The following is a 22347-nucleotide window of genomic DNA, read 5'->3' as shown; positions in this document are numbered from 1 at the left end:
TCTTTTAGCTGGCTAACCATTGTGCGCAGCGTAACAGGGCAGAGAAGTCATGCACTGTTTTGATGCCTTTGAGAATAAAACAGTGCAATGATTGCGTGAAGTGATATATTCACAATACAGTATTTCACTTTATGCAACACAAACGCTCAGTGCGGAGACACTTATGGATATTCGCAACGCCCAGCTTTTTTTACACCTGGCCAGCAGCCTGAACTTTGCCCGCACCAGCGAACAAATGTATGTCAGCCCTTCGACCTTAAGCCGGGTGATCCAGCGCATGGAAGAAGAGCTTAGTGTTGAGTTGTTTCAGCGGGATAATAGATCAGTACGGCTAACCTTGGCAGGCCAAAAGGTACAGGCCTTCGTGAAGAGTTACTTAGAGCAGTGGCACCAGTTGCAAATAGCTTTGAGTGAAACCAGCGCATCGCTAAGCGGCGAAATCCGCTTGTTTTGCACTGTCACCGCCAGCTTTAGTCATCTGCCCGCTATATTGGATAAATTCCGTTTAGTCTGCCCTTTGGCCGAAATTAAGCTGATTACAGGAGATGCCTCAGCAGCCTTGGAGAAAGTAAAACAAGACGAAGCCGATATAGCGCTTGCTGTGTACCCTGAACATTTCCCACTGAATATGGCCTTTCGCAGTATTGCCAAAGTGCCGCTGCAATTGATAGCGCCTGTGATCCCCTGCAAAACCAATGATTTGCTTAGCCAAAGCCCTATTCCATGGGATTCAGTACCTTTTATTCTGCCTGAGCATGGTCCTGTACGTAGTCGCTTCGAGTTATGGCGTAAAGCCCGTATTAGTGAACCCAAGGTGGTCGCTAAAGTAGAAGGTCATGAAGCTATGGTCAGCATGGTAGCATTGGGTACTGGGGTGGCCTTGGTGCCCGCTGTAGTGGCACAGCAAAGCCCGGCACGAGACAGAGTGAGGTATTTAACGCAAGGCGATGAATTTGCGCCTTTTGATCTAGGTTTATGTACTTTATCAAAGCGGTTGCATGAGCCATTATTAAGAGCATTTTGGCAGGTTGCATCTGAGCTGATCTAACTCAGATGCGTATCTATAAAGCCAGTTTCGCTCTGCGAGTTATTTCACGACGCGCAGGTGTGAAACTTTTTTGCCTTTGTTTGGATCAGTAGGCTCGTCATCCGGCGGCGTATCGCCGTCGTGACGCATGTCTTCGTCAGACACAGCTTCCAGATGATGAATATCATCCTCTGTGTCTTCTTCTGCATCAAACATAGTACCAGCCCCATTTTCGCGGGCATAAATAGCCAATACAGCTTTGATGGGTACTGTCAGCGCAAAAGGTTTGCCACCAAATCGGGCGTTAAAGGTAATCACCTCATTACCCATTAGCATGTTGCCTACAGCTGACGGCAGAATATTCAACACGATCTGTCCATTCTGGATATGTTGAGTCGGTACCTTACAACCCTTAACACTGGTGTTCACGACCAGATAAGGGGTTAAGTTGTTATCCACTATCCATTCATAAAAAGCCCGGATTAAATAAGGTTTGTTCGACGTCATCTCCATCAGTAACCACGCCCCCGACGAATTTCCCGCTCAGCTTCAGTTAACGACTGCTGAAAACCGTCACGTTCAAAAATACGGGTCATATAAGTTTGCAGCAACTTGCTACCTGTGCCTGTCAGTTCAATACCAAACATCGGCAAGCGCCAGAGTAAAGCAGCCAGATAACAATCAATCAGGCTATACTCGTCGCTCATAAAATACGGATGTTCCTGAAACAATGGCGCCATAGCCAATAAGCCTTCGCGTAAATCACGACGGGCTATTGCAGCGTCCGGACCATCCTGCAGAATTTTTTCGGCTAAACCATACCAGTCTTTTTCAATGCGATGCATCATTAAACGGGCATTCGCTCGGGCTACCGGGTACACCGGCATTAACGGTGGGTGTGGAAAGCGCTCGTCCAGATATTCATTAATAATATCGGCTTTAAATAAAGCCAAATCTCTGTCCATCAAAGTGGGCAAAGAACCATAAGGATTAACCTCATAGACATCTTCAGGCAGGCTCTCTGTGCTGACCTGAATAATATCTACCGTGACGCCTTTCTCCGCCAGTACCATTCTGACCTGATGACAGTACATGTCATTTGCTGTTGAAAACAAGGTCATCACAGCACGTCTGTTGGCAGAAATCGCCATAGGATCCTCCGGTTATAAATATAAATACAAAGGGGCCTCGCGGCCCCCTTTAAAGGCTAACACTACAGTCCTTAGTGGACATCTCTCCAGTACTCTTTCTTCAACAGGAAAGCGAAGATAAAGAAGATACCTAAGAAAATCAGAACTTTAATACCTAAGCTACGCGATTCCAGTTTGGAAGGCTCGCCGACGTATTCCAGATAGTTCACCAGGTCAGCTACTGCACGGTCGTATTCTTCCGTACTCAGTTCACCTGAACCATCGGTCTTAATACCTACATCCACTTCTGTTGGCACACCATCGACCAAACGTGTTTCAGTAGCTTTGTAAGGAATACCTTGCAGCTCCTGTAACACGTGTGGCATACCGACCAGAGGGAATACTTCATTGTTCACACCGAATGGACGGCTTGGGTCCGCATAGAAGGTGCGCAAGTAAGTGTAAATCCAGTCTGGACCACGCACACGGGCTACGTTAGTCAAATCTGGTGGCGCAGCACCAAACCAGTTCGCCAGGTCCGCTTTAGGAGCTGCGTTTTTAATATGGTCACCCACTTTATTCGCAGTAAAACCTAAAGTTGCCATACCTACGTCATCAGGGATCCCTAAATCACGGAAAGTACGGGAATAGCGCTGGTACTGCATCTGGTGGCATCCTAAGCAGTAGTTCTGGAACATACGAGCACCACGTTGCAGTGACTCTTTGTCCGTCAGATCAATAGGTGCTTTATCTAAATGCACAGTATGACCACCAGCTGCCATAGCTGCGCTGGATGCTACCAGCGCAAGTACAGTAAATAACTTTTTAATCATCAGGATAACCTCACTGGCAACGGCTTGGTTTTCTCGTTTTTACTGTAGAACCATAACAGACCAAAGTAAGCAAAATAAGTAAACGAGAAAATCTGCGCTAACAAGGTATAAGTTGGAGTCGCAGGTAACACACCCAACACACCCAAGACCACAAAGCTGATACAGAACATAGTCAAGTTAGCTTTGTGCAGATTGCTACGGTAACGAACTGAACGAACCGGGCAACGATCTAACCATGGCAATAAAGCCAGGAAGATAATAGCCAGGAACATAAAAATTGCACCAAACAGCTGATCAGGTACAGCACGTAAAATGGCGTAGAAAGGTGTGAAGTACCAAACCGGCGCTATATGATCAGGGGTCTTCATCGGGTTTGCCGGTTCAAAGTTTGGCGGCTCGAGGAAGAAACCACCACCTTCTGGCGCAAAGAAAATAACCCAGCAGAAAATAAACAGGAAACCGACCACACCTACTATATCCTTCACCGTGTAGTAAGGATGGAAAGGAATAGCATCAACGATAATCTTCTTACCGCCTTTAGTAAAATACTGATGGAAAGTAAATTTGTCAGACACATTGTCTTCAATTTTCTCACCGGTATTTTCACGTTTTACATCAATACCGTCCGGGTTGTTTGAACCCACTTCATGCAGAGCGATGATGTGCAGGAACACCAGAACCACTAACACCAATGGCAGAGCAATAACGTGTAATGCGAAGAAACGGTTTAAAGTAGCGCCTGAAATAACGTAGTCACCACGGATCCACAAGGTTAAATCATCACCAATCACCGGAATAACACCGAAGATAGAGATAATAACCTGAGCGCCCCAGAACGACATCTGGCCCCATGGTAACAAATAACCCATAAAAGCTTCAGCCATTAAGACTAAGAAAATCAGCATACCGAAGATCCACAGCAGTTCCCGTGGTTTCTGGTAAGAACCATACATCATGCCACGCAGCATATGCAGGTAGACCACAACAAAGAAGGCAGAAGCACCGGTGGAGTGCATATAACGCAGCAACCAGCCGTAGTCGACATCACGCATGATGTATTCAACAGAAGCAAAAGCGCCCTCAGCTGTAGGAACAAAGTTCATGGTTAACCAAATACCGGTCAAGATTTGGTTCACTAGTACTAACATGGCTAAAGAGCCAAAGAAGTACCAGAAGTTAAAGTTTTTTGGCGCTGGGTACTGCATCACATGGAGATTCATCTTCTCCATAAATGGCATGCGGTACTCAATCCAGCTCATAAAGTTTTTAAACATTAAGCTGTCCCCTCATCTTCACCAATCAAAATGGTGGTGTCATCGACAAACATATAAGGTGGGATCATCAGGTTTTTAGGCGCTGGAACGCCAGAGAACACGCGACCAGCCATATCGTAGGTAGAACCATGGCATGGACAGAAGAAACCAGAAGGAATGCCTTCAACCTGAGCATCGAAATCTTTCATCAGGTAAGTTGGTGAACAGCCCAGGTGAGTACAGATCCCCACAGCGACAAAAATTTCAGGCTTTTTCGAACGATGATCGTTTTTAGCGTAATCAGGTTGTTGCGGTTCTTCTGAGGCAGGGTCACGAAGTTTATCTACTGATTTGGTCAGACTTTCCAGCATAGCTGGTGTCCGTTTCACGATCCATACTGGCTTACCGCGCCACTCAACCCGTATTAACTGCCCGTCTTCGAGTTTACTAATGTCAGCGGTGACTGCAGCACCAGCTTGTTTAGCTTTTTCACTCGGATTCCAGGAAGCAATAAAGGGAACAGCAGCTCCAATCGCACCAACCCCACCAACTACAGAAGTTGCTATGGTCAGAAAGCGACGGCGACCATGATCTACAGGCGCATTGCTCATCCACTCATCTCCACGTTAAACGCTTAAATGTTGATATTTTAAGCGGCTGAATTACAGCGATTATTATAAGTTGAAAAATACGGCGGATCATAATGAAAAGCCCTGCTTTACACAAGGATTTAGCCGAATTCTCTTTGTTCTGGCATCAGTTTTTCGACGAAATACAAAACCAGAATAGTCAGTAAAACTTTGCATCACCATGTTTTAACCTGAAAAAGACCTTTCTGCCATGATCAAGCTCAACAGTAGCAGATTTCATGCAAAGAAAATTCACCGCTATTGGAATCCGTCTTAAGCAAGATAATTCTGAATCAATAGTGATGCAGCTCTGAGGCGAAGCAGGTAGTGAAAAGCAGATAATAAAAAACCCGGTACAAGACCGGGTTCTTTGCAACAAAAAACGAATTAACGTTTTGAGTACTGTGGACGCTTACGAGCTTTATGCAGACCCACTTTCTTACGTTCAACTTTACGGGCGTCACGAGTGACGAAACCAGCTTTACGTAATGCAGGGCGCAGAGACTCGTCGAACTCCATCAGAGCGCGGGTGATACCGTGGCGGATTGCGCCAGCCTGACCAGAAATACCACCACCTTTAACAGTGACGTATAAGTCAAACTTGCCTACCATTTCCACTAACTCTAATGGTTGCATCACAACCATACGAGCAGTTTCACGACCGAAGTATTCAGTGATAGAGCGTTGGTTGATAACGATGTTACCTGAACCTGCTTTGATGAATACACGAGCTGTAGAGGTCTTACGACGACCAGTACCGTAATATTGATTAGTTGCCATGTTCTGCTCCGATTAGATATCTAAAACTTGCGGTTGCTGAGCAGCATGTTGATGCTCGGCGCCTGCATATACTTTTAACTTACGGAACATAGCGCGGCCCAGAGGACCTTTAGGCAACATACCTTTTACGGCTGCTTCCAATACCATCTCCGGCTTCTTCACAAGCAGTTTTTCAAAGTTAATTTCTTTGATACCACCTGGGAAACCACTGTGAGAGTAGTACATTTTGTTTTTTGCTTTGTTACCAGTGACTGTCACTTTGTCAGCGTTTACAACGATGATGTAATCACCGGTGTCAACGTGTGGAGTGTACTCTGGCTTGTGCTTTCCGCGTAAACGAAGAGCGATCTCAGTTGCGATACGACCAAGTGTCTTACCTGTTGCATCAACAACGAACCAGTCACGTTGCACGCTTTCTGGCTTAGCAGTAAAAGTTTTCATCTAAAAACTACCCAAAAAAAATAACACTGTTACACCTAACACAATCTTCATTGTGTCGCTTATCGCACCCCTTCGAGTACATAAACTGCCAGGCTACGGCAGTTTCAGGCTGTAACGTGGGCCGGCCGCGGATTATATAGTAACCAATGATAAAAAACAGCCATTTAACGAAAAAATTAAGGTAAATGTTGTTTCGCCAGATAATCATGCGATTGCATTTCCTGCAAACGACTTAAACAGCGCTTAAATTCAAAGGATAAAATGCCTTCTGTGTAAAGTTGTTCCATAGGCACTGCGGCTGAAATAATCAGTTTAACGTGACGTTCATAGAACTCATCAACCAGGGCGATAAAACGTCTGGCGACATCATCACGGGTCTGTCCCATCTGCGTCACATTGGACAACAATACAGTGTGATAACACTTACTCAATTCCATGTAGTCGTATTGGCTGCGAGCTGTCTCGCAAAGTTCTGGGAAATCAAACCAGATAATGCCATCGGCCTCTTTGCGACTGGTTAAAGTCCGGCCGGCAATTTCAATCTGGGCCTTATCCTGACGCGGTTCAACCGATAGTGCCAGGAAGTATTCAGCCAGATTGCTGTCGGCTTTTTCATCCAGCGGCGAATGATAAATTTCAGCCTGAGTCAAAGTACGAAGCCGGTAATCGATACCACTGTCGACATTGACAGTTTCAGTGTATTGCTTGATCAGTGCTATTGCGGGCAGAAAGCGCGCACGTTGCAGACCATTGCGATACAAACCATCCGGCTCGATGTTCGAGGTTGCCACCAGTGTAATACCGCGGGCAAACAGTTCTTGCATCAGGGTGCCTAAAATCATCGCATCGGTGATATCTGAGACAAAAAACTCATCAAAACACAAAATATCGGTTTCAGCTTTAAAGCGATCAGCCACTATTTTTAACGGGTCCGAAACGCCAGGCAAAGATTTCAGCTCCTGATGCACCTTATGCATAAAGCGATGAAAGTGGATACGTAGCTTGCGAGTTGTCGGCAGGCACTCATAAAAGGTGTCCACCAGATAAGTTTTCCCCCGGCCTACCCCGCCCCAGAAATAAAGTCCTTTCAATGGCTCTGTTTTGGGCCTTTTTCCCAGCAATTTATCGAAGAAACCTTGCTTAACAGGTTTATCCTGCACAAATTGCTGATACAGACGTTCCAGATGTTGCACCGCATTTTGCTGGGCCGCATCAAACAGAAAATCATCACGTTTGAGGTCTTGTTGATATTTTTGCAGTGGTGTAGTCATGCCGGATATTGAAAAATAAGCCAATTAACCCTAAATAATGGTCGTAATAGTAACATGCCTTACCACTCTGGATAAGAAGATAGGTTAAACTATTGTTGAACTAACTAATTTTTCAGGAGTTGTTATGACTGTTACTTTTGCCTTGGCCTGGTTAATAGCTGGCTTAGTGGTTGGCATAGTGGCAACCCGCTTGTACTGTTTGCGTCAATTTAATCAAAGCAAACTTCAGGTGGAGCTAAACGAAACCAAACAACAGCTGCAACAATATCGTAGCGATGTGACAGAACATGTGGAAACGACCCATCAACTGATGAGTCAGCTCCACGAAAACTACGAAAAAATTGCCCGCCACATGGCGCAGACCAAGATGCAGTTGATCGAAAGACCAACTTTTGATAACCGCAGTGAGCTGAATTATTTCTCAGCTGACACTACGGCACAAATACGCCAGTCGATCCACAAACTGGATGAGCGTCGCAAAGTAAAGGATGAACCATCCTATCAACCGCTGGATTATTCCAATACCGCCAGTGGTTTAATGAAAAATAAAACTGAGCAAAACTCATCGGGCAACTGAACTTTTCGACTGGTAAAGCATTCTTAGTGACGTCATCTGTACCTTAGTGAAGTCACTTGTACGAAGGAGCATTACCTACTATGAAGTCGCAGTTATCTTTAGTCAGTATCAGTATTTTTGCCGCTTTACTGCTGGCGCAGCCTGCGCCAGCTCAAGCCAAGTTGCCTTTTTTTGGCGCAGGCGATCAGGAAATGCCTAGTCTGGCTCCTATGTTGGAGAATGTAACTCCAGCTGTTGTAAACATCTCAGTGGCAGGTAGCCGCGAAGTACGTCAGCGCTTGCCTGGTGCTTTAGAGCAATTCCTCGGTCGTGGTGGTGAGCTACGTCAGGAACAACCTTTCCGTGGTTTGGGTTCAGGTGTCATCATTGATGCCAAAAAAGGCTATGTAGTCACCAACCACCATGTGATCAACGAAGCCTCTGAAATTCAGGTGACCTTAAAAGACGGTCGCAGCTTTAAAGCCAAAAAGATTGGTGAAGATCCTGAAAGCGATATCGCACTACTACAAATCGAAGCTGAAGATCTGACTCAAGTCGCTTTGGCCGACTCGGATGCCTTAAAAGTGGGTGATTTCACTGTGGCCATAGGTAATCCTTTTGGTTTAGGCCAAACCGTCACTTCAGGTATTGTCAGTGCCCTGGGCCGCGGTGGCTTGGGTATTGAAGGTTATGAAGACTTTATCCAAACGGATGCCGCCATCAATAGTGGCAACTCAGGTGGCGCTTTAGTCAATCTCAAAGGCGAACTCATCGGTATTAACACAGCGATCCTGGGACCGAATGGCGGCAACATCGGCATTGGTTTCGCTATTCCAGCCAATATGATGAAAAACCTGGTGGCTCAATTTATTGAATATGGCGAAGTGCGTCGCGGTGCTTTAGGTGTAAGGGGTGGCGACTTAAACGCTGAAATAGCTAAAGCCATGAAAGTGAAAGCCAATAAAGGAGGCTGGGTGCAGGAAGTTATACCTGGTTCGGCGGCCGATAAAGCGGGTTTGAAAAGTGGTGACATTATTACTCATCTGAACGGTAAGCAGATTGATTCTTTTACCGAAATCAGAGCTAAGATCGCCACTTTAGGCGTAGGTAAAGAAATTAGCTTGGGTATCTTGCGCGAAGATAAAGCCATGACAGTAAAAGTGACACTGGAAGCGGCTGAAGCAACTACAGCAGAAGCTAAAACACTACACCCTATGCTGGAAGGTGTCACCTTAAGTGATGGTAAAACCCCGGATGGTGAAAAAGGTATTGTCATAGATGAAGTCGCTGCGCGATCACCAGCTGCTGCTTTAGGGCTGGAGAAAGGTGACGTCATTGTCGGTGTTAGCCGCAGCCGTGTGACAACCACTAAAGAGCTACGTGAGATACTGAGTAAAAGCTCTGGCGTGATAGCGCTGCAGGTACAACGCGGTGAACGTATCCTTTATGTACTAATACGTTAACTTTTTGCAGTAGCAAGCCTGTGGCTTGCTACTGCTCCCGTTATTTTAGTGTTATGCTTGCAAAATCTTTCAGTTTCTTAATTTCTTCCTGTGCCCAAACTTCTGATAAGTCTATTAAAAAGTGTCGCTTACGGTCTGGCAATCGCTATGCTGTGGCTGGTCTTTTTCAACCAGGAACAAGGATTGAAGCTGAATTTTTGGCAGCAAAAAGAGCAGCTGCCTGCGCCTGTTTCCTATTCTAAAGCAGTACGTGCTGCAGCACCTGCAGTGGTCAATGTCTATACCAAAAGCACCACTCAAGACCCACGTTCTTACCAAAGCCGTACTATAGAGCGCCAGGAACTGGGCTCTGGTGTCATTATGAATGCTCAGGGTTATGTACTCACAAACTACCATGTGGTCTATGGTGCTGATCAAATTTCTGTAGCATTGCAGGACGGTAGAGTCTTTGATGCCGTGCTGATTGGTCAGGATCAATTGACGGACTTAGCCGTACTCTATGTTGAAGCAGATAACTTGCCTGTGATACCGCAAGATGCCAGTTTAGAGCCTCAGGTGGGTGATGTAGTGCTCGCGATAGGTAACCCATTTAACTTAGGCCAGGCTATTACTCAAGGCGTGATCAGCGCAACAGGCCGCGCCGGGTTAAGCCCTGCCAATGGTTATGCTGACTTTATGCAAATGGATGCAGCCATTAATGCCGGTAATTCTGGTGGCGCTTTAATTAACAGCAATGGTGTTTTAGTTGGAATCAATACTGCGGCTTTTCAGCGGCAGCGTAATCAGGACATTCAAGGGATATTTTTTGCAGTACCCTATCGTTTAGCCAGCAATGTATTGCAGAAACTGATCCAGCATGGTCGGGTGATCCGTGGTTATTTAGGCGTCAGTGGTGATCCCGTGGTCAACCCTGCCGGCGATCTGATGATATCCACAGCGCAAACCTTATTTGGTGTGAAAATCAGCGCCATCGAACCTTTAAGCCCTGCAGCTATAGCAGGTTTACAGGTCGGCGACGTGTTGCAGAAAATCAATGGTGAAACACTGACCAGCGTGCATCATGCGCTGGATTTAATAGCCGAAACACCACCTGATACGACTTTGCAAATGTCCATCGAACGCGGTGGGAAAGCTTTGACTGTGCCAGTGGTGATCAGAGAACTGAACTAAGCATTCAAGCGGACACAAAAAAGCCAGTGACTAGCACTGGCTTTTTTGTTTAAAGCAACAGATCAGGCTGGAGCATTGATGCGCTGAATATTAGCGCCCAAACCTTTTAGCTTGTACTCGATTTGCTCGTAACCACGGTCGATATGGTAAATACGATCAACCACTGTCTCTCCCTCAGCTACTAAACCTGCAATCACTAAGCTGGCGGAAGCTCTTAAATCGGTTGCCATCACCTGAGCGCCCATCAGCTTATCTGTATGCTTAATCAGCGCTGTATTGCCTTCCAGCTGAATATCTGCGCCCATACGTTGTAACTCAGGCACATGCATAAAGCGGTTTTCAAAAATGGTTTCAGTCACCATACCTACACCTTCAGCCACCACATTCAACACAGTAAACTGTGCTTGCATGTCGGTAGGGAAACCTGGGTGAGGTACTGTTTTTACATTGACTGATTTTAAGGTTCGGCCTGTCATGTTCAGACGGATCCAATCCGGTCCGGTAGTCACGTCAGCGCCAGCTCCCGTAGTTTCTCCAGCACGACTTCAAGTTCAGCTGGCGATGCATTTAAGCAGGTGACATCACCGCCTGTTACAGCAGCTGCAACTAAAAAAGTACCGGTTTCAATCCGATCAGGTAATACAGTGTGACGTGCGCCGTGCAGCTTTTCTTTACCGGTAATACGGATGGTATCAGTGCCTGCGCCCTGAATATCCGCACCCATAGCAATCAGATACTTGGCTAGGTCCACCACTTCAGGCTCACGTGCAGCGTTTTCAATGATAGTTAAACCGTCAGCCAGCACCGCAGCCATCATCAGGTTTTCAGTGCCTGTGACACTGACTATATCCATGAAAATATGAGCCCCCTTTAAGCGGGTCGCTTTGGCTTTGATATAGCCAGCTTCCACTGTGATCTCGGCACCCATTTTGCGCAGACCATCGATATGAAGATTCACCGGACGTGCCCCAATGGCACAGCCGCCAGGTAAGGACACTTCGGCATGACCGAAACGGGCTAACAAAGGCCCTAAGGCCAAAATAGAGGCGCGCATGGTTTTCACCAGCTCGTAAGGTGCCATTTGACTATGAATAGCAGTTGCATCCACTGTCACCTGATGGTCATCACGGCTAACGTCAGCACCAAAAATACGCAACAATTTAAAGGTGGTATCAATGTCTTTTAATACAGGAACATTGCTAAGCACCGAAGGCTGCTCTGCCAGAATAGTGGCAAATAAAATAGGAAGTGCGGCGTTTTTAGCGCCGGAAATAACAACGTCACCTTTTAAAGTGGCGCCGCCTGAAACCAGAAATTGTTGCATTTTTAACTACTATACAGGTGGGTTAAGTAATTTTTCACGGCGCCATTGAGTCGGCGTGAAGGTTTTTATTGAAACAGCGTGAATACTACCATCAGCAATAGCCGCCATCAAAGGGGCATAAATCATTTGTTGCTGCTTCACCCGGCTCACACCGTCAAAACAGTCACCTATTGCCGTCACAGCGTAATGATTGCCTTCGGCTTTAACATAGACTTCAGCCAGCTTTAATTCTTCGGTTAACAGTTGCTCAATGTCATTACACTGCATGGCCTTTATCCTCTTTTTCTAGTGGCAACAAAGCCAACACATCTGACAACTGCGCCAGAGAAATTAACTGCTCCGGCACACGACGCATTTGGATAGTCAAACCCAGTTTAGTAGCTTGCGCCACCTGATGTAGTAACCAGGCAAGACCTGCTGTGTCCACTAAAGCCAGTTCGCTGAAATCAAACACTACAGTGCCATTCAATTTTTTTAATAACTTAAATGGCCACTGGGTTGGCACTGTGTCCCGGTCTAAAGCTCCGGTAAAAAACAGAGTCTGTTCTTGCTGACTAATTTTTAGCATCATTACCCTGCAAAGGAGCTGTGATAGGAGCTTTTGATTTTTCGATTAACAGTGCGGTGACGCTGGCTAAACCTTGTTGACGGATCAGGTTACCCAACTCTGCTCTTTTGCTGTCCAGCAGAGAAATGCCCTCAGCCACCATGTCAAACACCTGCCAGTTTTGAGCATCTTTAGCACGGCGCAGTTTAAACTCGATATTGATATCTGGTTTGCCCGGATCAATAACGCGGGTTTTGATGGTGACAATATTCTGATTACCTACGGCTTTGGCTGGTTCAAAAATTACTTTTTGATTTTTATACTGGGTCAGAGCACCAGCATAAGTCGCCACCATATAATCTTTAAAAGCCACCACAAAAGCGTCACGCTCTTCTGGTTTGGTTTGTTTGATGTAGTTGCCTATCACGCGAAACGCGGCATAACGGCTATCAATGTAAGGCACTAACTCTTCATTGACGATAACGCGTAAATGCTCCAAATCTTTTTGGATCACAGGTTGATCAGCAGAAATACGGCGAAAGGTTTGATCCGCTACAGATTCAATCATTTTGTACGGGTCATCATAAGTTTTTACTTCAGCGGCGCTAGCCTGAGCAACCAGCCCAAAAGAAATCAGCGCAGTAGCTGCGATTTTTACCAGCAAATTTTTCATGCTTAGTTACTTCCTCTATTAAATAAGAATTGGCCAATCAACTCTTCCAGTACGATAGCCGACTTGGTGTCCTCTACATAATCACCACTTTTCAGAATGCTGACTGTTTCGTCGACAAAACCAGGTTGTAACCCTAAATACTGTTCACCCAATAAACCTGAGGTCAAAATAGCCACTGAGCTGGTTTCAGGAAAATTGTTGTATTGGCTGTCAATTTCCATCGCCACTACAGGTGAGTACTCTTCAGTATTCAATTCAATAGAACGCACACGCCCCACAACCACGCCTCCTACCTTAATAGGAGAACGCACTTTTAAGCCGCCAATATTTTCAAACTTGGCATACAGCATGTAAGTCTGACCAGAGCCTGTCATACCGCTGTTCGCTACTTTCAGAGATAACAACAAAAAAGCGGCGATAGCCAGAGCAACAAATAAACCTACCAACACTTCGATTCTGCGAGATGTCATTTTTTATCCACCAAACATTACAGCTGTTAATATAAAGTCAAAACCTAAGACCGCTAAAGAAGAGGTGACTACTGTCTGTGTGGTCGCCTGACTGATCCCTTCAGAGGTTGGAACCGCATCAAAGCCTTTATGTAAGGCTATCCAGGTCACAATCAAGGCAAAGACAACACTTTTAATCACACCGTTCAGAATATCCTGCTGGAAGTCGACATTGGCCTGCATGGCTGACCAATAACCACCACCATCCACACCTAACCAGTCCACACCCACCAGATGGCCACCTAAAATACCTACGGCAGTAAAGATCAAAGCCAGTAATGGCATGCTGATCACACCAGCCCAAAAACGGGGAGCGATAATACGGCGCAGCGGGTCCACAGCCATCATCTCCATACCGGAGAGCTGCTCTGTTGCTTTCATCAGGCCAATTTCAGCCGTCAAAGCACTACCTGCGCGCCCCGCAAACAATAACGCTGTAACCACAGGGCCTAACTCACGCAGCAGGCTCAAAGCCACCAAGGGGCCTAACATTTGTTCGGCGCCAAATTTAGACAGTACAGTGTAGCCTTGTAACGCCAGCACCATACCGATAAACAACCCCGAGACCAGAATAATCAGTAAAGACAGCACACCCACCACGTACAACTGCTTTAGCAACAAAGGAAAACTTTTGCGCGGTGTTGGCCAGGCAATCAGGGCACCAAACAACATTAAAGTTGCACGACCCATACCCTGGATTTTAGCAATACTGTGCTGTCCGAGTTGCTGTAACTTATCCACTATCACTTCGCTAACTCCATTAATTCAGTACTGTAATTGGCTGCTTTAAAGTGGAAAGGTACAGGACCATCAGACTGTCCCTGTAAAAACTGTTGCACTAAGGCAGAAGGATGAGCGCGAAGTTCATCTGGCGTGCCCTGCCCTATCACTTTTCGTTCAGCGACTACATAAACATAGTCGGCAATACTCATCACTTCATTCACATCGTGGGATACAACCACAGAAGTTAAGCCCAAAGCGTTATTCAGTGAACGGATCAAGCGCACTATCACGCCCATTGAGATAGGATCCTGTCCGGCAAAAGGCTCATCGTACATAATAAATTGCGGGTCCAGTGCAATGGCACGGGCCAAAGCCGCTCGTCGCGCCATACCGCCAGAGAGCTCTGCTGGCATTAAATCGCGAGCACCACGCAATCCTACGGCCTCGAGCTTCATCAACACCATCAAACGGATGATGTCTTCAGGCAAGCGGGTATGCTCGCGGATAGGAAAAGCGACATTGTCATACACAGACATCTCACTGAACATGGCGCCACTTTGGAACAACATGCCCATTTTTTGCCTGGCTTTGTACAAATCTTTACGACTAAGCTGCGGAATATTCTGACCATCGACCAGAATTTTGCCCTGTTCAGGTTTTAGCTGACCACCGATAAGACGCAATAATGTGGTTTTACCAATACCACTTGGCCCCATAATGGCGGTGACTTTGCCACGCTGAAACTGCATGCTCATGTCGTCATAGATCACACGGTCACCGCGTTTAAACGTCAGGTGCTGAATGTCTACCAGAATATCTGACACGTTGATCCTCGTTGATAAAAAACAGTAGCGCGTATCGCTAAAATTAAAGGCGCGCAATATACCTAGGCACAGCAACGACTTCAAGCGAAGCGGATTCACAGAGGCCTGCTATTGTATAGGTTTTTCGCCGCAACAACCTTATAAAAAATAGTAACAACTGATTGCAAAAACAGAATAATGTGATTGTTTTACGTAATCTTTTGCATTTAGGTCAGAGAAGCACGAAAATATCAGCCTCTGTGTATGGGCATAAAGTGTGCCGCGCTGAAAATGAATCGCAGCTTAATATTTCAGCTCTGCCTGGCCTAAGTGATTGGTTTTGCATATAGCATCCAAACAATAGAGCTGGATAATCACGCAGATTTTCTTACTGGATCCTTTCCAAAGAACTACAGATCCAACTAAGTTGACAATGGCTATTAAATGGGGATTTTTGCATGACTCTGGATTTTCGCCCTCAGGCTCTACAGGTATTACAGATTGAAGCCACAGCAGTCACCCAACTGGCCGCTTACATAGATGAGAGTTTTAATTCGGCTTGTCAGATGATGTTTGACTGCACAGGTCGGGTCATTGTCATTGGCATGGGTAAATCGGGTCATATTGCCAATAAAATTGCAGCCACCTTAGCCTCCACCGGCACACCAGCATTTTTTGTGCATCCGGCTGAGGCCAGTCATGGCGACTTAGGCATGATCACCAGTGACGATGTGGTCCTTGCCATTTCCAACTCAGGTGAAACCGCAGAGGTTCTGGCTATAGTGCCAGTACTAAAACGTCGTGGTATCAAACTGATCAGTATGACAGGTCGCCCTGAATCGACTTTAGCCACCTTATCCAATGTCCATCTCTGTGTTCGGGTAGAACAGGAAGCTTGCCCTTTAGGACTGGCCCCTACAGCCAGCACCACAGCAACCTTGGCTATGGGTGATGCAATAGCAGTAGCGCTATTGGATGTGCGGGGCTTTTCTGCTGATGACTTTGCTTTATCTCATCCGGGTGGCAGCTTAGGGCGTCGTTTGTTATTACGACTGGAAGATGTGATGCACAGTGGTGAGGCTTTGCCAGTGGTTCATCACCAGGTCAGTCTGAAAGAAGCACTATTGGAAATATCCCGTAAAGGTTTGGGCATGACGGCTATTGTCGATGATGCCGGCAAACTGGCAGGTTTATTTACCGATGGCGATTTACGCCGCGTTCTGGATCAACAAGTCGATTTACATCAGGCCAGTATTGCCAGTCTGATGACCAAAAACTGTATCACGGCTAAACCTGCTATGCTGGCGGCAGAAGCCTTACAAGTGATGGAACAACGAAAAATTAACGGGCTTATCGTAGTCAATGAGCAACAACAGCCTGTAGGTGCGCTGAATATGCATGATTTATTAAAAGCCGGAGTACTCTGATGTCGTCTTTATTTTCACAGATGTATCAAGCCATCAGCCCGGAGCTGGAACAAAAAGCGCAGCACATCCGTTTATTGATTTGTGATGTCGACGGTGTGTTTTCTGACGGCCGTATTTATATGGGCAACCAGGGCGAAGAACTCAAAGCTTTTCATACCCGCGATGGCTATGGCATTAAAGCGCTGCGTCATGCCGGTATTGAAGTGGCTGTGATTACTGGCCGTCGTTCAGAGATAGTGCTGCAACGTATGACCTCACTGACCGTACCTTACATTTATCAGGGGCAGGAAAATAAACTCGCTGCTTTTGCTGAACTCCAGCAAATACTGGGACTCCAAGCGTCACAAATCGCCTTTATGGGTGATGACTTAGCGGACTGGGCCGTAATGCAACACTGTGGATTAAGCGTTGCAGTTCAGGATGCACATCCTTACCTTGTGTTGCATGCAGACTACCGTTGTCAATTACCCGGGGGTTTTGGTGCAGTACGTGAACTTTGCGATTTGCTACTGACCGCTCAGGGCAAATTTGCTGAATTTTCAGGAAGCAGTACATGATCCGTCAATTCCTCTGGTTAGTGCTGATCGTAGCGGGTGCTGCGGGTTTTTACAGTTGGCAACTGCTGGATCAGGAACAAAGCGGCACGCCAGCCAATCAGGACAGTCAACCTGATTATGTGGCGCAAGATCTGACACGGATGATTTATAACGAGGAAGGCCATCTGTCGGATTTAATCCGGGCTCAACGCATGGAACACTTCGAGCGCTTTGGTTTTTTACAATTTGATTTCCCTATCTACACCATTTATCAGGAAAAAGTGCCATTATGGCAAGTGACAAGCGAGCAGGCTGTGCTTTATCCTGACGATAAACTTATTCTTGAACACAGAGTGGAACTGCGCAATATGGCGACAGACCCACTCTTTACCCGAATAGAAACCAATGCAGTTGAGCTATTGTTCAACAGCAATACGCTGCAATCGAGCGAACAAGTGCGGATTTTTGGGCTGGGTTTCCAGATCACAGGCCAAGGCATGCAGGCCGATTTGAACGCACAGAATATAGAGCTGAAAAAGCATACTAAAACGGTTTATTACAATGAAAAGTAACATTATTTTATTGAGTATCGCTCTGACATTCAGTAGCGTCGTTCAGGCAGGACCTGATGATTTCAAAAAAGAAATTCAGGTCGGTTCTGATCGCCAGTTTGGCTCGATCAAAGACAAGGTGATGACTTTTGTCGATAACGTCAAAGTAGAGCAAGGCAGCTTACTGATTGAAGCCGACAAACTTGAAGTCATTGCCAGCGCGGGGAAAGGCAAAGAGGTGTTTATTGCTTCAGGCCAACCAGCCACCTATTCACAGCTGCTCGATGGTGAAAAGCCAATCAAAGCCAGTGCGAATGAAATCCGCTACGACGTAGCCAATGGCACGCTGGTGCTGACTGGTAATGCGGAACTGAGTCAAAATGGCAGCATGGTGCAAGGTGCAGTGATTAAATACAACCTTGAAAAACAAGAGCTGGAAGCGGAGTCTGACGGTAAAAAAACCGAACGAGTGACGACTGTGTTCAGCCCGGAAGGAAAACAAGAATGAAGTTAGTCGCGTCCCATCTGGCTAAAAGTTATAAAGGCCGTCAGGTGGTCAAAGACGTCAGTCTGGAAGTGAATGCAGGTCAAATTGTCGGTTTACTTGGGCCAAATGGTGCGGGAAAGACCACAACCTTTTATATGATTGTCGGCTTAGTCCCTTCCGATAAAGGCGAAATCACTTTGGATGGCAAAGAGATCACTTTTGATCCCATTCATGCCCGCGCCCGTTCCGGCATTGGCTACCTGCCGCAGGAAAGCTCAATATTCCGCAAACTAACGGTCTACGACAACCTGCTGGCCATTTTGCAGCATCGCAAAGATTTAACCGAAGAGCAGCGCGAAGAAAAAGCAGATGCGCTGCTGGACGAATTTCATATAGGCCATATCCGTAATAGCCTGGGCATGAGTTTATCCGGTGGTGAACGTCGCCGGGTGGAAATAGCCAGAGCATTGGCCGCAGATCCGGCATTTATCCTTTTAGATGAACCTTTTGCTGGTGTTGATCCTATTTCAGTGTTAGATATTAAAAAAATCATTCAGCATCTGTGCCAACGAGGTATAGGCGTGCTGATCACTGACCACAATGTGCGCGAAACTCTTGATGTCTGTGAAATTGCCTATATTGTAAGTCATGGAGAACTGATTGCTGCAGGTACCCCGGCTGAGGTTTTAGCAAACCAACAAGTTCGTGATGTCTACCTTGGTGAGCAATTCAGGTTATAGTTTAAAACAACATCCGAATAGGGTTGTTTGGAGAAAATAAGAAGTACATGAAACCGTCTCTGCAACTTCGTCTTGGTCAGCAGCTCACAATGACTCCGCAATTGCAGCAAGCAATAAAACTGCTGCAATTATCTACCATTGAACTGCAACAGGAAATTCAGGAAGCGCTGGATGCTAATCCTTTGCTTGAAGCTGAAGACGACTATGCTGTATTTCAGGAACCTTCCTCTAAAGATCTAAATCATGGCGCCGAGTTTGATTCCGCTGACTACGACATCAGCCATGATGAGCATTACGAACCTGAAGTCAAAGACAGCAGCGAAGCGATGTCCGAGCAAAACATCAAAGAAGATTTGCCACTGGATAGCCATTGGGATGATTTAGTCAGCGCAGCCCCTGTAGCAGGCGCTAATAACTTCAATGGCGATGAAGATACGGTGTTTCAGGGCGAAACCACAGAAAGCCTGCAGGACTATTTACGTTGGCAAATGCAGCTAACACCTTTTTCCGACACTGACCGAACCATTGCCGAAATCATCATCGAAGCGATCGACGAAAACGGTTTACTGACGATAGATACAGACGAAATTCTTGAGTCTTTGGGCATGCCTGATGTGGAAGCGGACGAAGTCGAAGCGGTAATCAAACGTATCCAGTTATTCGACCCTGTTGGTGTCGGAGCCCGCAGCATTCAGGAGTGTTTATTGGTACAACTGCGCCAATTCGATCCTAAAACTCCTTATCTGGCGGAAACTCGGCATATTATTAAAGAATATACTGACTTTTTAGCCAACAGAGATTTCCGTTCTCTGATGCGTGTGACTAAACTCAAAGAAGATGATTTAAAAGAAGTGATGCGGCTTATTCACAGCCTGAACCCACGACCTGGGGCAGATGTGATTCGACAAGAACAGTCCTATGTGATTCCGGATGTGTCGGTGGCGAAAATTAAAGGACGCTGGATGGTTGAGCTCAACCTGATGCGATGCCAAAAATCAGAATAAACGAGCAATACGCCGCCATGTCACGTAACGCCCGTAACGCATCCGATGGTCAATTTATTCGCTCCCATTTGCAGGAAGCCAAGTGGTTTTTAAAGAGTCTGGAAAGTCGCAACGAAACTTTACTTAAAGTGGCCAACTGCATAGTGCAGCAACAACAGGCTTTCTTTGAGCACGGTGAAGAAGCCATGAAACCCATGGTGTTAAACGATGTCGCAGAGATGGTGGGCATGCATGAATCAACTATTTCCCGTGTGACCACACAAAAATATATGCACACTCCCAGAGGAATATTTGAACTTAAGTTCTTTTTCTCCAGTCATGTAAGTACAGAGAGTGGCGGTGAATGTTCATCCACCGCAATCCGCGCCTTTATAAAAAAATTGGTGGCGGCGGAAAATCCTGCCAAACCTTTGAGTGATAGCAGGATGGCAGAAATACTGTCAGAACAAGGGATTAATGTCGCACGGCGTACCATTGCCAAGTATCGTGAAGCCTTGTTTATTCCGCCGTCTAATCAGCGCAAGAGCTTGCTTTAACAGCTCTAAAAAGAAGGAAGAGTCTATGCAAATCAACTTAACTGGTCGTCATGTAGAAATCACTGAAGCACTGAGAGAGTACGTCGATAGCAAATTTTCCAAACTTGAACGTCATTTTGATCATATTAATAATGTACATGTAGTGCTGAACGTGGAAAAATTGAAGCAGATTGCAGAGGCTAAGTTACACCTCAATGGAGGTGAAGTATTCGCTGTATCGGAAGACGAAAATATGTACGCTGCGATAGACCAGCTGATCGATAAACTGGATCGCCAAGTTATTAAACATAAAGAGAAAATTTCTCGTCATTGATTCTGAAACTATGAACCTGAGCTCAATGTTATCGGAGGACTGCACCAAGAGTGCGGTCCTTTTTAATAGTAAAAAACGCATTCTGGAATACATAGCTGAACTGGCACATCAGCGTTTACCGGAAGTCCCTGAGTACAACATACTCGAAGCCCTGATGAGCCGCGAGAAACTCGGTTCCACAGGTATTGGCGGTGGTATTGCCATTCCTCATGGCAAACTAAAAAATGTCACTACGCCTTTGCTGGTGTTTGTTGTCAGCAAGGATCCAATACAGTTTGATGCTATTGATAACCAGGCTGTCGATATTTTTTGTGCCATCCTGATCCCAGAAAATCAATGTCAGACACATTTATCCACCTTGTCCGGCATAGCCCGTATGCTCAGTCAGAAAGAATTCACCAAAAAAATCCGTCACAGTGCCAGCAGCCATGATTTGTATCAATTGCTGATGGTGGGAGCTGAACAGGTGTTGGCAAAATGAAGTTATTGGTCGTCAGCGGTCGATCGGGTTCGGGCAAATCTGTTGCCCTGCGCGTCATGGAAGATCTTGGTTATTATTGTGTAGATAACATCCCGGTTAATTTACTGCCGACTTTAGCGAATGCCGTGATGGGTCAATATGAACGGGTTGCTGTCAGTATCGACGTGCGCAACTTGCCACAAGACCCGGATGAGCTGACCGATATTCTGTCTTATCTGCCGCACAAAGTTGATCTGACCATTCTTTACCTCGACGCCGACCATACCAGCCTGATTAAACGCTTCAGTGAGACACGTCGCTTGCATCCGCTGTCGCATCAAGCCATGTCACTGGATGAAGCCATACAACGCGAACAGCAGCTACTGGACCCCATCTCCAGCCGCGCAGATTTGTATCTGGATACCACAGAGCTGAACGTGCATCAGCTGGCAGAGCAGCTTAGAGAGCGTATTCTGGGGCAAAAAACTGGCCGGCTAGTTATTTTGTTTGAATCTTTTGGTTTTAAATACGGTATTCCCAAAGATGCTGACTATGTATTTGATGCGCGCTTTTTACCAAACCCACATTGGGAACCAGAGCTGAAGATCCTGACAGGATTAGATAAACCTGTACAAAACTATCTGTCATCTCAGGCGGTAGTGGCTCAATATATCTGGCAAATCAATCAGTTTATCGGTACCTGGTTACCGCATTTAGAACGCAATAATCGCAGCTATCTGACGATTGCCATAGGCTGTACCGGCGGACAACACCGTTCTGTGTACATCGCTGAATCTCTGGCAGAAAGTTACCGTTTACAACGCGAAGACGTACAAATCCGTCACCGCGAATTGGTAAGACATCATGGCCGATAAACTTCGACAAACAGTCACCATAGTCAATCAACTGGGTTTACACGCCAGAGCTGCCACTAAGCTGGTGCAGTTATGTCGTCAGTTTGATGCAAAAATTGAATTACAACAGGAAGGCCAGACCGCAGATGCCAGCAGCGTGCTCGCATTGTTGATGCTGGCAAGCAGCAAAGGTAAAACTTTGGAAGTCTGTACTGAAGGTGCTCAGGCGCAAGAGGCACTGAGTGCTGTGGTGGCTTTGATTGAAAACGGTTTTGACGAAGAAAACTAATAGACCCTGCCGCAGATC

Annotated in this window: 27 protein-coding genes and 2 pseudogenes; 14 read left to right on the top strand and 15 right to left on the bottom strand. The window is 46.1% G+C overall.

Features of this window, described 5'->3' with window-relative positions; genetic code table 11:
* Positions 1–163 precede the first annotated feature (163 nt).
* On the top strand, positions 164–1048 hold the full coding sequence (gene ilvY / locus WH43_RS17360; protein WP_053425829.1) for an HTH-type transcriptional activator IlvY: 885 nt from the start codon (positions 164–166) through the stop codon (positions 1046–1048).
* 39 nt (positions 1049–1087) lie between these two features.
* Here the strand turns inward: ilvY and WH43_RS17355 are convergent, their stop codons facing one another.
* The 8 genes from WH43_RS17355 to zapE all read right to left on the bottom strand — a co-directional run bounded on the left by WH43_RS17355 (position 1088) and on the right by zapE (position 7364).
* Entirely contained in the window at positions 1088–1534 is a 447-nt protein-coding gene (locus tag WH43_RS17355) for a ClpXP protease specificity-enhancing factor (RefSeq protein ID WP_053425854.1), read from the bottom strand.
* Between the two features lie 5 nt (positions 1535–1539).
* Positions 1540–2178 carry a stringent starvation protein SspA gene (gene sspA, locus WH43_RS17350; protein WP_053425828.1) on the bottom strand — a complete coding sequence of 213 codons (639 nt, stop codon included), beginning with the start codon at positions 2176–2178 and terminating at the stop codon, positions 1540–1542.
* 71 nt (positions 2179–2249) lie between these two features.
* The gene (locus WH43_RS17345) at positions 2250–2990 is read right to left on the bottom strand and encodes a cytochrome c1 (protein WP_082335850.1); all 741 of its coding nucleotides are present in this window, start codon (positions 2988–2990) and stop codon (positions 2250–2252) included.
* Positions 2990–4264, bottom strand: a complete 1275-nt coding sequence (locus tag WH43_RS17340; protein WP_053425827.1) for a cytochrome b — start codon at positions 4262–4264, stop codon at positions 2990–2992. The genes WH43_RS17345 and WH43_RS17340 overlap by 1 nt, the downstream gene beginning before the upstream one ends.
* Positions 4264–4854 (bottom strand): ubiquinol-cytochrome c reductase iron-sulfur subunit, encoded by a 591-nt coding sequence (petA, locus tag WH43_RS17335; protein ID WP_053425826.1) that lies wholly within the window; start codon positions 4852–4854, stop codon positions 4264–4266. The genes WH43_RS17340 and petA overlap by 1 nt, the downstream gene beginning before the upstream one ends.
* Before the next feature lie 405 nt (positions 4855–5259).
* Positions 5260–5652 (bottom strand): 30S ribosomal protein S9, encoded by a 393-nt coding sequence (gene rpsI, locus WH43_RS17330; protein WP_008899943.1) that lies wholly within the window; start codon positions 5650–5652, stop codon positions 5260–5262.
* A gap of 12 nt (positions 5653–5664) precedes the next feature.
* A complete protein-coding gene (gene rplM / locus WH43_RS17325; RefSeq protein ID WP_046519663.1) occupies positions 5665–6093 on the bottom strand; it encodes a 50S ribosomal protein L13 in 429 nt (142 codons plus the stop codon).
* 176 nt (positions 6094–6269) lie between these two features.
* On the bottom strand, positions 6270–7364 hold the full coding sequence (zapE, locus tag WH43_RS17320) for a cell division protein ZapE (protein ID WP_053425825.1): 1095 nt from the start codon (positions 7362–7364) through the stop codon (positions 6270–6272).
* A 124-nt stretch (positions 7365–7488) separates the two neighbouring features.
* Here zapE and WH43_RS17315 point away from each other — a divergent pair, with 124 nt between their 5' ends.
* From WH43_RS17315 to WH43_RS17305, 3 genes are all read left to right on the top strand, one after another.
* On the top strand, positions 7489–7941 hold the full coding sequence (locus WH43_RS17315; protein ID WP_053425824.1) for a Z-ring associated ZapG family protein: 453 nt from the start codon (positions 7489–7491) through the stop codon (positions 7939–7941).
* A gap of 80 nt (positions 7942–8021) precedes the next feature.
* The gene (locus tag WH43_RS17310) at positions 8022–9383 is read left to right on the top strand and encodes a Do family serine endopeptidase (protein ID WP_053425823.1); all 1362 of its coding nucleotides are present in this window, start codon (positions 8022–8024) and stop codon (positions 9381–9383) included.
* 183 nt (positions 9384–9566) lie between these two features.
* Complete coding sequence (locus WH43_RS17305; protein WP_229670211.1) at positions 9567–10553, top strand: trypsin-like peptidase domain-containing protein; 987 nt, start codon at positions 9567–9569, stop codon at positions 10551–10553.
* 62 nt (positions 10554–10615) lie between these two features.
* On the opposite strand, the pseudogene murA reads toward WH43_RS17305, so the two are convergent.
* The 7 genes and pseudogenes from murA to WH43_RS17270 all read right to left on the bottom strand — a co-directional run bounded on the left by murA (position 10616) and on the right by WH43_RS17270 (position 15153).
* A pseudogene (gene murA / locus WH43_RS17300) lies at positions 10616–11877 on the bottom strand (UDP-N-acetylglucosamine 1-carboxyvinyltransferase).
* A 9-nt stretch (positions 11878–11886) separates the two neighbouring features.
* Entirely contained in the window at positions 11887–12144 is a 258-nt protein-coding gene (locus tag WH43_RS17295; RefSeq protein ID WP_053425821.1) for a BolA family protein, read from the bottom strand.
* Positions 12134–12445: an STAS domain-containing protein gene (locus WH43_RS17290; protein WP_185148525.1), complete on the bottom strand. Its 312-nt coding sequence runs from the start codon at positions 12443–12445 to the stop codon at positions 12134–12136. Before WH43_RS17290 ends, WH43_RS17295 begins: the two co-directional genes overlap by 11 nt.
* A complete protein-coding gene (locus WH43_RS17285; RefSeq protein ID WP_053425819.1) occupies positions 12432–13097 on the bottom strand; it encodes an MlaC/ttg2D family ABC transporter substrate-binding protein in 666 nt (221 codons plus the stop codon). The genes WH43_RS17290 and WH43_RS17285 overlap by 14 nt, the downstream gene beginning before the upstream one ends.
* Positions 13098–13099: 2 nt before the next feature.
* Complete coding sequence (mlaD, locus tag WH43_RS17280; protein WP_053425818.1) at positions 13100–13567, bottom strand: outer membrane lipid asymmetry maintenance protein MlaD; 468 nt, start codon at positions 13565–13567, stop codon at positions 13100–13102.
* A 3-nt stretch (positions 13568–13570) separates the two neighbouring features.
* Entirely contained in the window at positions 13571–14353 is a 783-nt protein-coding gene (gene mlaE, locus WH43_RS17275) for a lipid asymmetry maintenance ABC transporter permease subunit MlaE (protein ID WP_053425817.1), read from the bottom strand.
* Entirely contained in the window at positions 14350–15153 is an 804-nt protein-coding gene (locus tag WH43_RS17270; protein WP_053425816.1) for an ATP-binding cassette domain-containing protein, read from the bottom strand. The genes mlaE and WH43_RS17270 overlap by 4 nt, the downstream gene beginning before the upstream one ends.
* Positions 15154–15590: 437 nt before the next feature.
* On the opposite strand from WH43_RS17270, the gene WH43_RS17265 reads away from it, so the two are divergent.
* From WH43_RS17265 to WH43_RS17220, 10 genes and pseudogenes are all read left to right on the top strand, one after another.
* Positions 15591–16559: a KpsF/GutQ family sugar-phosphate isomerase gene (locus tag WH43_RS17265; RefSeq protein ID WP_053425815.1), complete on the top strand. Its 969-nt coding sequence runs from the start codon at positions 15591–15593 to the stop codon at positions 16557–16559.
* Positions 16559–17116 (top strand): 3-deoxy-manno-octulosonate-8-phosphatase KdsC, encoded by a 558-nt coding sequence (kdsC, locus tag WH43_RS17260; RefSeq protein ID WP_053425814.1) that lies wholly within the window; start codon positions 16559–16561, stop codon positions 17114–17116. Before WH43_RS17265 ends, kdsC begins: the two co-directional genes overlap by 1 nt.
* Positions 17113–17667: an LPS export ABC transporter periplasmic protein LptC gene (gene lptC / locus WH43_RS17255; protein ID WP_053425813.1), complete on the top strand. Its 555-nt coding sequence runs from the start codon at positions 17113–17115 to the stop codon at positions 17665–17667. The genes kdsC and lptC overlap by 4 nt, the downstream gene beginning before the upstream one ends.
* Complete coding sequence (gene lptA, locus WH43_RS17250; RefSeq protein ID WP_053425812.1) at positions 17657–18154, top strand: lipopolysaccharide transport periplasmic protein LptA; 498 nt, start codon at positions 17657–17659, stop codon at positions 18152–18154. The genes lptC and lptA overlap by 11 nt, the downstream gene beginning before the upstream one ends.
* The gene (gene lptB, locus WH43_RS17245) at positions 18151–18873 is read left to right on the top strand and encodes an LPS export ABC transporter ATP-binding protein (protein WP_053425811.1); all 723 of its coding nucleotides are present in this window, start codon (positions 18151–18153) and stop codon (positions 18871–18873) included. Before lptA ends, lptB begins: the two co-directional genes overlap by 4 nt.
* 47 nt (positions 18874–18920) lie before the next feature.
* A pseudogene (locus WH43_RS17240) lies at positions 18921–20413 on the top strand (RNA polymerase factor sigma-54).
* Between the two features lie 25 nt (positions 20414–20438).
* Complete coding sequence (hpf, locus tag WH43_RS17235; protein WP_046520423.1) at positions 20439–20726, top strand: ribosome hibernation promoting factor; 288 nt, start codon at positions 20439–20441, stop codon at positions 20724–20726.
* A gap of 25 nt (positions 20727–20751) precedes the next feature.
* On the top strand, positions 20752–21207 hold the full coding sequence (gene ptsN / locus WH43_RS17230; RefSeq protein ID WP_286049973.1) for a PTS IIA-like nitrogen regulatory protein PtsN: 456 nt from the start codon (positions 20752–20754) through the stop codon (positions 21205–21207).
* A complete protein-coding gene (gene rapZ / locus WH43_RS17225; RefSeq protein ID WP_053425809.1) occupies positions 21204–22061 on the top strand; it encodes an RNase adapter RapZ in 858 nt (285 codons plus the stop codon). The genes ptsN and rapZ overlap by 4 nt, the downstream gene beginning before the upstream one ends.
* Positions 22051–22329 carry an HPr family phosphocarrier protein gene (locus WH43_RS17220; protein ID WP_053425808.1) on the top strand — a complete coding sequence of 93 codons (279 nt, stop codon included), beginning with the start codon at positions 22051–22053 and terminating at the stop codon, positions 22327–22329. Before rapZ ends, WH43_RS17220 begins: the two co-directional genes overlap by 11 nt.
* The last annotated feature ends 18 nt before the right edge of the window (positions 22330–22347 follow it).

Source organism: Rheinheimera sp. KL1 (genome assembly GCF_001275035.1).
Lineage (GTDB): Bacteria > Pseudomonadota > Gammaproteobacteria > Enterobacterales > Alteromonadaceae > Pararheinheimera > Pararheinheimera tangshanensis.
This window is presented reverse-complemented; position numbering and strand designations above follow the sequence as displayed.